The following is an 8,547-nucleotide window of genomic DNA, read 5'->3' as shown; positions in this document are numbered from 1 at the left end:
CGCCAAATGCCGCCGCCGGGCAGCCTCCGCCGATAACCTTACCAAATGTTACCAGATCGGCCTCGATGCCGTTAAATTCAAACGATCCGTGCCTGCTCGCGCGAAAACCGCTCATAACCTCGTCGAAAATCAGAACCGCGCCGTTTTCGTCGCAAAGTCGCCTAAGCTCGCTTAAAAACTCGTTATCAGCAGGCACGAGCCCCATATTCCCCGCGATCGGCTCGATGATTAGCGCGCCGATTTTGCCAGGATTTGCCTCAAATATCGCCCGCACGCTTTCTATATCGTTGTAGCGCGCCAGATAGGTGTTTTTCACCACGTCTGCCGGCACTCCGCCGCTAGAAGCGTTGCCGTAGGTCGTCGCGCCGCTGCCTGCTTTTACCAAAAGCGCGTCGCTGTGTCCATGATAGCAGCCTTCAAATTTTATCAGCCCGTCCTTGCCGCTAAAGCCGCGCGCCACGCGGATCGCGCTCATCGTGGCCTCTGTACCCGAGCTAACAAAACGTACCTTTTCTACGTTTTTAAACTCGTCGCAGATTAGTTTTGCAAGCCTCGTTTCTAAATTTGACGGAGCGCCAAAGCTTAGTCCCTTTTTAGCCGTCGCTATCACCGCACTCTCGATGTCGGGATCGCAGTGCCCGAAAATGAGCGGTCCCCAGCTCTGGATGAAGTCCAGATAGCGGTTTCCCTCTATATCGACCAGATACGCGCCCTCGCCGCGGTCCACCACAAACGGCTCGCCGCCTACGCTGCCAAACGCGCGAACGGGCGAATCTACGCCGCCCGGAATATATTTTTTAGCCAGTCCAAAAGCTTCTTTGTTAGTCATTTTTTATCCTTGTTGAAATTTATAACGTATTCGTAAAGCAAATTTATCTCTTCGTCGGTTAGAAAGTAGCTAGGCATCACGCTTCTAGCGCTTAGCACACCCTCTTTAAACGTCTCAAAATCAAGATTGTTTATCCTGGGCGCTCTTAGCTCGTCGTCGATGACCTGCTTCGTTTTTTTATCGAAATGTCTATATTTTGATATGAGCGAGCCTTCGCCGCCTTTGCCATGACACTTGTCGCAGCCGATGCCGCGCGGATTTTGATAGAGCATCTTTGCGTATTCGTTTTTCGTGATAAAATCACTCGCAAACGCTGTGCCGCAAAGCAACCAAAAAATCAGCCAAATTTTCATAAATTCTTTCGCTTTTTCGTAAATTTAATCTAAAATTAGCTATCATACAATCTTTGCGATTAAAAAGTAATAAAGGACGAAAATGACGATATTAGACGGCAAAAACGTAAGCGCACAAGTCAAGGAAAGAGTAAAAAACGAAGCGCTAAATTTGAAAAATCAAGGCATAGAGCCGGCGCTTGCGGTGATACTGGTAGGCGAGGATAAAGCTAGCCAAACCTACGTCGCGGCAAAAGAAAAAGCCTGCATAGCCTGCGAGATAAAAAGCGTGATGCACCGCTTGCCCGAATCCACGACGCAAAGCGAGCTAATCGCGCTAATAGACGTGTTAAATTTAGACGACGGTATCGACGGTATCCTAGTTCAGCTACCGCTACCAAAGCATATAGATACGAATAAAATTTTAGAAACCATTAGCCCCGCAAAAGACGTGGACGGCTTTGCCGCGATAAACGTCGGCAAGCTAGCTAGCGGACTTGACGGCTTCGTGCCTTGCACGCCGCTAGGCATAATGGAAATTTTTAAAGCCTACGATATAAATTTGGAGGGCAAAAACGCCGTCGTGATCGGACGCAGCAACATCGTGGGCAAACCGATGGCAAATCTGCTGCTAAACGCTAATGCGACCGTAACCGTGACGCATAGCAAAACGCGAAATTTAAAGGAAATCTGTGCGGGTGCCGATATCCTCGTAGCTGCTATCGGTAGGGCTGATTTCGTAACGGCTGATATGGTAAAAGAGGGCGCCGTCGTAATCGACGTAGGCATAAACCGCATGGACGACGGCAAGCTAAAAGGCGACGTCAAATTTGACGAGGTAGCGCCCAAATGCTCGTTTATAACGCCCGTTCCCGGCGGCGTAGGCCCGATGACTATCGCGATGCTACTGTCAAACACCATAAAATCAGCCAAAAACCGCGCGAAAAAGGCATAAATTTTGAAAAAAGCGTTTAATAAATTTTTAGATTTTTCAAACAGCTGGACGGGCACGGTCATCATCGTCTTGCTCGTGATTTTCTTTGTCGCACAGGCCTTCGTGATACCGTCTGGTTCGATGAAGGACACGCTTTTAGTCGGCGATCATCTTTTCGTTAAAAAATTTAGCTACGGCATCTCGACTCCGCGCATTCCGTGGATCGAGGTCAAGGTTTTGCCAGATTTTAACGGTAACGGCCACCTCATCGAGGGAGCCAAACCCGAGCGCGGCGATATCGTGGTTTTTCGCTATCCTCACGATGAAAAGATCCACTACGTCAAGCGAAATTTTGCAGTCGGCGGCGATGAAGTGATATTTACCGAAAAGGCACTATTTTTACACCCGCACGAGGGCGAGGAGTTTATAAAGGCAAATTTTAACGAAAAAGATATCATTAAACTAGGAGGCAAACTTTTCGTCAAAGAGCCCTATAAATTCGGCGGCATCCACTACGACGAGAAGGTAAATTTATTCGAACTAGCCGTAAACTACCTAAACGCGAGCAAATTCGCCATGCAACCCGTTATCGTAAACGAGCTGCCAAGCGTAGGCAACTATCCGTTTAACGCATTTTATTTTCAGGTCCCTGAAGGCGAGTTTTTCATGATCGGCGATAACCGCGACCACTCAAACGACAGCCGCTTTTGGGGGCCGGTGGCTTACAAAAACATAGTCGGCAAGCCGTGGTTTGTCTACTTTAGCTGGGATAACGAATACAAAATCAGATGGAACAGGGTGGGCAAGAGCGTGGACTTTATACAAAACTCGCCTGAGCTGCTAGACGCCGCCAGAGCCGAAGCTAAAAACGACGGAACTAAGATCGAATGAACCTTGAAAATATCGACTTCGCTCAGGTAGCGATCCTGGTCGCCGTGCTCGTTATCTCCGTCGTCGGACACGAGATCGCACACGGATACGCGGCGTTTAAATTCGGCGACCTAACCGCTAAAAATTTGGGGCGGCTCAGTATAAATCCCATAAAACACGTAGATCCGCTAGGCACTATCGTCGTGCCCGCACTCATGTATCTTAGCACGGGAGTGACGTTTGGCTGGGCTAAACCCGTACCCATAAATTTACGCACGGTGCTTTATAACGGCGGCTACAAGGCCGCTATCATCGTCGCGCTTGCAGGTATCGCATACAACCTCGCTCTTTTTGCGCTAGCGTTTTGCGCGTTTAAATTTATAGGTTTTGACGGCTTTTTTGACGGCGCGATAGCGGAGTTTGTATTTATGATTGCAGCCGTAAATTTAGTCCTAGCCCTCTTTAACCTCTACCCCATCCCGCCTCTTGACGGCTCCAAAGCGCTTGAGTATCTTTTGCGCATTTTCGGGCTTCACGGCGCTGCAAACCGGCTAAATAGCATGCAAAGATACGGCTTTATCGCGCTAGTTATCATCGTGATCTCGCCGCTAAAAGATTACTTTTTCGAGCCGATACGATACGCCGTCGCGATAATGAGGATGTTTTTATAGGCGGCGAATTTTAAAATTTAGCCTAAATTTCGCTCCAAAAGGCTCGCGGCGAAATTTTACTTTAATGCTTTTTTGCTATAATTAAGCATTTTTTAGCTTATGGAAATTTCATGAAAATAGACAAAATTTTTATCGCGAGCGACCACGCGGGCTTTGATCTTAAGGCGCAAATTTGCGAACTTTTAAAGAACGAAGGTTTTGACGTATGCGACCTAGGAACGCATAGCAAAGATAGCGTCGATTACCCCGATTTTGCCGAGCTTCTAGCGCAAAATTTACGCGGCGATAACGAATACGGCGTGCTAATCTGCGGCACGGGTATCGGCATCAGTATTGCAGCCAACCGCTATTCGCACGTTCGCTGCGCTCTTTGTCACGACGTCACCACGGCAAAACTAGCCCGCGAGCACAACGATGCAAACGTGCTAGCCATGGGTGCTAGAACGATCGGCGACGCCGTAGCCGCTGATATGATAAAAGCCTTTTTCGCTACCGAATTTGCCGGCGGCAGGCACGAAAGACGCGTGAAAAAGCTAGGAGGCGAGAAATGATAGATTGGCTCATACTTACCGTTTTGATTTGTATTTGCATCTATTTTATCGTTATGGTGTTTTACTTTAAAACTCTACTTAAAAAAGAACGTACGACGCGCGAATTTATGAAAAATAATCTCCAAGACACCGAAGTCGTCATCCGCAAACTACAAATTCAGCTCCAGCGCGGTCTGGGCAACATCGACATCCTCACCGACGAACTAAACAAAGTCAAAAACGATGCCAACGCCCTTCGCACCAGAAACTCGCAGTACCGCCTGGAAAACGACAAACTCCGCCAGCGCATCCGCGAGCTAGAGGGCAAAATCGAAGCGCTACTATAAATCAAATTTAAAGGCAAAAAATGAAAGAACTAGACAAAGCGGGGAAGGAATTTTTATTAAATTCCATCCGCTGCATAAACGATTTTCCAAAACCGGGCATAGTATTTCGCGATATCACGACGCTGCTAAACAACAAAGAGGCGTTTAATTTTTTAATGGATCATCTAGTTGCCAGATACGAGGGTGCCGATATCGACTTTATCGCGGGCATCGAGTCGCGCGGATTTATATTCGCAGCGGCCTTGGCGGCTAGGCTGCGGCTGCCTTTCGTGCCGATTAGAAAGCCAAAAAAACTGCCATACATCACGATCTCGCAAAAATACAGCCTAGAATACGGCGTGGACGAAGTGCAAATTCACGTCGATGCATTCGGCGAAAAAGCGGGCGCAAAGGTGCTTCTAATCGACGACCTAATCGCTACGGGAGGCACGGCCAAGGCTAGCGTCGAGCTAATCAATCAAACAAACGCCGTTTGCGTAGAGGCCTGCTTTTTGATCGATTTAAAGGATCTGGGCGGTAGTGCAAATTTACGCCCGCTAACTAAAATTTACAGTATTTTGGAGCTATGATGGAAGAATTTTTTACGAAACTACTCATTGAGTACGGCTACATCATACTATTCGTCTGGTGCATAATGGAAGGCGAAATGGCGCTCATAATGGCGGGAATCCTCTCTCATCAAACGCATATGCATATCGCGCCGGCCATCTTCGTAGCAGGTCTGGGCGGCTTTGTCGGCGATCAAATTTACTTTTATCTAGGCCGCTATAACAAAAAATATATCGCCAAAAAGCTTCACACTCAGCGCCGTAAATTCGCCATCGCGCACATAATGCTAAAAAAATACGGCTGGCCGATCATTTTTATTCAGCGCTATATGTACGGCTTTCGCGTCATCATACCGATGACCATAGGCTTAACCGGATACAGCGCAAAAAAATACGCGTTTATAAACCTAATAAGCGCGTGGTGCTGGGCCGCGATCACGGTAATTCCTGCATGGATTTTAGGCGAGCACATACTTGATATCCTGCACAAAGCAAAAGAGCATTGGTACGTCGCAGTGCCGGTAGTAGCGATATTTTTGGGCGCTTTGCTCTACGGCTTTAAGCGCATAGAAAATAAAATTTTAAACGATAGGAGACACAGAAGTGCAGTTTCAACTCACTAATAAAAAATTAAGCGAGATCAAGGCCGATTTGGAGCTGATTTTCGTCGTAGATAAAAACCTAAAACATAAATTTATAAAAGACGAAAAGGCGTTTAAATTCGCCAACTACAATGGCGAAAGCGTCTTGCTTTTGCTAGAAAGCGGCAGGATCTACGTACCGCTTAGTAAGCTTGGCTACGACGAGCTTCGCATAGCTGCGGCAAAAGCCTACAACGCCGTAAAATCTCTAAATGTCAAAAGCCTAAAACTAGCCTCGTATCTCGCAGGCTGCCAAAAAATGAGCTTTCAAGCTATAACCGAAGGCTTTTTGCTAGGCGCATATGAATTTAACAAATACAAAGAAAAAAAAGAAAAATACGCTCTAAAAGATATTATTTTTAGCAAGGAAGAGTATAACGACAAGGAGGTCCGCGAAAACGACGCAAAGGACGGCTTTGCTCACGGCGAGATAATCGCTTCGGCGACAAATTTCACCAAAGATATCGTAAACGAAATACCTGAAATCTACACCCCGCAAAAAATGGCCGAGGACGCGCAAAATTTAGCCGAGTCTAGCACAAATTTAAGCTGCAAAATTTACGACGAGAAATTCCTCGAAAAAGAAAAGATGAACGCATTTTTAGCCGTAAATAAAGCCAGCGTCCACCCGCCTCGCCTAATCCACCTAATCTACAAGCCAAAAGAGGCGAAAAAGCGCATAATCTTCGTCGGCAAAGGGCTAACCTACGATAGCGGCGGACTTAGCTTAAAACCGGCTGATTATATGCTAACGATGAAAGCCGACAAAAGCGGCGCGGCTGCGGCGATGGGTATAATTAAAGGCGCGGCCGAGCTAAATTTGCCGTTTGAAATTCACGCTATTTTAGGCGCGACGGAAAATATGATCGGCGGCAACGCCTATAAACCAGACGACGTGCTGATATCTCGCAGCGGCGTTAGCATCGAGGTGCGCAACACCGACGCCGAGGGCCGTTTAGTACTCGCCGACTGCCTTAGCTACGCGCAAGATTTTAAGCCCGATATTCTCATCGACATGGCGACGCTAACTGGCGCTTGCGTGGTCGGTCTTGGCGAATACACTAGCGGCATAATGGGCAACAACGAGGAGCTAAAGGCCGAATTTAAAGCAAAAGCGGCAAAGAGCGGCGAGCTAAACACGATTTTGGAGTTTAACCCCCATTTGCGCGAGCTAATCAAAAGCCAGATCGCAGACATCAGCAACACAGCGTCCAGTCGCTACGGCGGAGCGATCACGGCAGGGCTATTCCTAGATAAATTTATAAAAGACGAGTTTAAAGACAAGTGGATACACCAAGATATCGCAGGCCCCGCATACACCGAAAAAGCTTGGGGATATAACCAAGCTGGCGCGACGGGAGCGGGCGTGCGAATGAATCTTTATTATCTATGCGTTATGGCAAAGGAGCTGTAATGGGACTAGCAGTAGGTATCGTAGGTTTGCCAAACGTCGGCAAATCAACCACTTTTAACGCGCTAACGAAAGCGCAAAACGCCGAAAGCGCGAACTATCCGTTCTGCACTATCGAGCCAAACAAAGCCATCGTACCAGTGCCTGATAAACGCCTAAACGAGCTTGCAAAGATAGTAAATCCTAATAAAATTCAGTATTCAACCATCGAATTTGTCGATATCGCAGGCCTTGTAAAAGGGGCTAGCTCTGGCGAGGGACTTGGCAATAAATTTTTATCAAACATCAGAGAGACCGAGCTTATTTTGCACATCGTTCGCTGCTTTGAAGATGAGAACATCACTCACGTCGAGGGCAGCGTCGATCCAGTAAGAGACATCGAGATCATCCAAACCGAGCTGATACTAGCCGACATCGAGCAGCTAAACAAAAAAATCGAGCGCCTAACTCGTGAAGCTAAAGCAAACGCAAAAGGCGCAAAAGAGACGCTAGAGACGGCAAATGCGCTGCTAGCTCACCTAAATGACGGCAAAAGCGCGAGCAGTTTCGGCAGCAAGGACAACGACGCGTTTATAAATTTAAACAAAGAGCTAAGGCTACTCAGCGCAAAAGAGGTCGTCTACGGCGCAAACGTCGATGAGGACGGCATCTCAGAGGATAATAAATACGTACAGGCGCTTCGCGAGTTTGCCGCGCGCTCGGGGCACGAGGTTATCAAGCTTTGCGCCAAGATCGAAGAGGAGCTAGTAGGCCTTAGCGACGAAGAAGCGCATGAGTTTTTAAGCTCGCTAGGCACGAACGAAAGCGGTCTGGAAAAGATCATCAAAACGGCGTTTGCGAAGCTAAATTTGATCAGCTATTTTACCGCTGGCGTCGTCGAGGTGCGCGCATGGACGATCGTAAAAGGCTGGAAAGCGCCAAAAGCCGCCAGCGTCATCCACAACGACTTTGAGCGAGGATTTATCAGAGCCGAAGTCATCGGCTACGAGGACTACATCGCGTGCGGCGGCGAAAATCCGGCAAAAGAAGCGGGCAAAATGCGCCTAGAAGGCAAGGACTATGTCGTTCAAGACGGCGACGTGATGCATTTTAGATTTAACGTCTAAGGCGCAAAATCGGTCAAATTTGGCTTTGCTAACCAAGCGGTTCTTGGCTAATTTGACCGCCTCCCCTTCTTGCCGCGCAGCTTACTAGTCTAAGCGAGGGCAAGATAAATTTTTGCATCGGCGTCTTGGATACTCTGGTAACCGCGCCATAAAATTTTAGTCTTTTAATGGCGCGATTAAATTTAGCTCAGCGCGGGTTTTGTCGCTCAAATTTGGCTCGGCGCTAAATTTAAGGAAAAATTTGAAAAAGATCATGGCCGTTTTCGTAACCGCGCCAATTTTACTCCGCATCAAAATAATTTTAAAGAATGCCAATGTCGCGCGATTT

The 8,547-nt window shown here is 47.5% G+C and carries 11 protein-coding genes; 9 read left to right on the top strand and 2 right to left on the bottom strand.

Going from position 1 to position 8,547, the window contains the following annotated elements:
* On the bottom strand, positions 1 to 829 hold an 829-nt coding region (locus Q0200_RS05410; RefSeq protein WP_297938712.1), incomplete at its 3' end, for a glutamate-1-semialdehyde 2,1-aminomutase.
* Positions 826 to 1,182 carry a cytochrome c gene (locus tag Q0200_RS05405; RefSeq protein ID WP_297938709.1) on the bottom strand — a complete coding sequence of 119 codons (357 nt, stop codon included), beginning with the start codon at positions 1,180 to 1,182 and terminating at the stop codon, positions 826 to 828. The genes Q0200_RS05405 and Q0200_RS05410, both read right to left, overlap by 4 nt.
* An 82-nt stretch (positions 1,183 to 1,264) precedes the next feature.
* Between Q0200_RS05405 and folD the strand changes: the two genes are divergently transcribed.
* The 9 genes from folD (at position 1,265) to ychF (ending at position 8,219) form a co-directional block, all read left to right on the top strand.
* Entirely contained in the window at positions 1,265 to 2,116 is an 852-nt protein-coding gene (folD, locus tag Q0200_RS05400) for a bifunctional methylenetetrahydrofolate dehydrogenase/methenyltetrahydrofolate cyclohydrolase FolD (protein WP_297938706.1), read from the top strand.
* A gap of 3 nt (positions 2,117 to 2,119) precedes the next feature.
* Positions 2,120 to 2,986: a signal peptidase I gene (gene lepB, locus Q0200_RS05395; protein WP_297938702.1), complete on the top strand. Its 867-nt coding sequence runs from the start codon at positions 2,120 to 2,122 to the stop codon at positions 2,984 to 2,986.
* Positions 2,983 to 3,636 (top strand): site-2 protease family protein, encoded by a 654-nt coding sequence (locus tag Q0200_RS05390; protein ID WP_297938699.1) that lies wholly within the window; start codon positions 2,983 to 2,985, stop codon positions 3,634 to 3,636. Before lepB ends, Q0200_RS05390 begins: the two co-directional genes overlap by 4 nt.
* Positions 3,637 to 3,746: 110 nt before the next feature.
* Positions 3,747 to 4,187, top strand: a complete 441-nt coding sequence (gene rpiB, locus Q0200_RS05385) for a ribose 5-phosphate isomerase B (protein WP_297938696.1) — start codon at positions 3,747 to 3,749, stop codon at positions 4,185 to 4,187.
* A complete protein-coding gene (locus Q0200_RS05380) occupies positions 4,184 to 4,513 on the top strand; it encodes a hypothetical protein (RefSeq protein ID WP_297938694.1) in 330 nt (109 codons plus the stop codon). Before rpiB ends, Q0200_RS05380 begins: the two co-directional genes overlap by 4 nt.
* 20 nt (positions 4,514 to 4,533) lie before the next feature.
* Positions 4,534 to 5,082 carry an adenine phosphoribosyltransferase gene (gene apt / locus Q0200_RS05375; protein ID WP_122874170.1) on the top strand — a complete coding sequence of 183 codons (549 nt, stop codon included), beginning with the start codon at positions 4,534 to 4,536 and terminating at the stop codon, positions 5,080 to 5,082.
* The gene (locus Q0200_RS05370) at positions 5,082 to 5,684 is read left to right on the top strand and encodes a DedA family protein (RefSeq protein ID WP_297938692.1); all 603 of its coding nucleotides are present in this window, start codon (positions 5,082 to 5,084) and stop codon (positions 5,682 to 5,684) included. Before apt ends, Q0200_RS05370 begins: the two co-directional genes overlap by 1 nt.
* On the top strand, positions 5,665 to 7,116 hold the full coding sequence (locus Q0200_RS05365) for a leucyl aminopeptidase (protein WP_297938691.1): 1,452 nt from the start codon (positions 5,665 to 5,667) through the stop codon (positions 7,114 to 7,116). The genes Q0200_RS05370 and Q0200_RS05365 overlap by 20 nt, the downstream gene beginning before the upstream one ends.
* Complete coding sequence (gene ychF, locus Q0200_RS05360) at positions 7,116 to 8,219, top strand: redox-regulated ATPase YchF (RefSeq protein WP_297938689.1); 1,104 nt, start codon at positions 7,116 to 7,118, stop codon at positions 8,217 to 8,219. The genes Q0200_RS05365 and ychF overlap by 1 nt, the downstream gene beginning before the upstream one ends.
* The last annotated feature ends 328 nt before the right edge of the window (positions 8,220 to 8,547 follow it).

The organism is uncultured Campylobacter sp., assembly GCF_938045225.1.
Classification (GTDB): domain Bacteria; phylum Campylobacterota; class Campylobacteria; order Campylobacterales; family Campylobacteraceae; genus Campylobacter_A.
The sequence above is the reverse complement of the archived record's forward strand: the minus strand, read 5'-3'. Positions and strand labels throughout refer to the sequence as shown.

Excerpts from the sequence above, each read along its gene's own strand:
- Q0200_RS05405 (WP_297938709.1), bottom strand. The coding sequence starts at position 1,182 with ATGAAAATTTGGCTGATTTTTTGGTTGCTTTGCGGCACAGCGTTTGCG.
- folD (WP_297938706.1), top strand. The coding sequence starts at position 1,265 with ATGACGATATTAGACGGCAAAAACGTAAGCGCACAAGTCAAGGAAAGA.
- Q0200_RS05390 (WP_297938699.1), top strand. The coding sequence starts at position 2,983 with ATGAACCTTGAAAATATCGACTTCGCTCAGGTAGCGATCCTGGTCGCC.
- rpiB (WP_297938696.1), top strand. The coding sequence starts at position 3,747 with ATGAAAATAGACAAAATTTTTATCGCGAGCGACCACGCGGGCTTTGAT.
- Q0200_RS05380 (WP_297938694.1), top strand. The coding sequence starts at position 4,184 with ATGATAGATTGGCTCATACTTACCGTTTTGATTTGTATTTGCATCTAT.
- apt (WP_122874170.1), top strand. The coding sequence starts at position 4,534 with ATGAAAGAACTAGACAAAGCGGGGAAGGAATTTTTATTAAATTCCATC.
- Q0200_RS05370 (WP_297938692.1), top strand. The coding sequence starts at position 5,082 with ATGGAAGAATTTTTTACGAAACTACTCATTGAGTACGGCTACATCATA.
- ychF (WP_297938689.1), top strand. The coding sequence starts at position 7,116 with ATGGGACTAGCAGTAGGTATCGTAGGTTTGCCAAACGTCGGCAAATCA.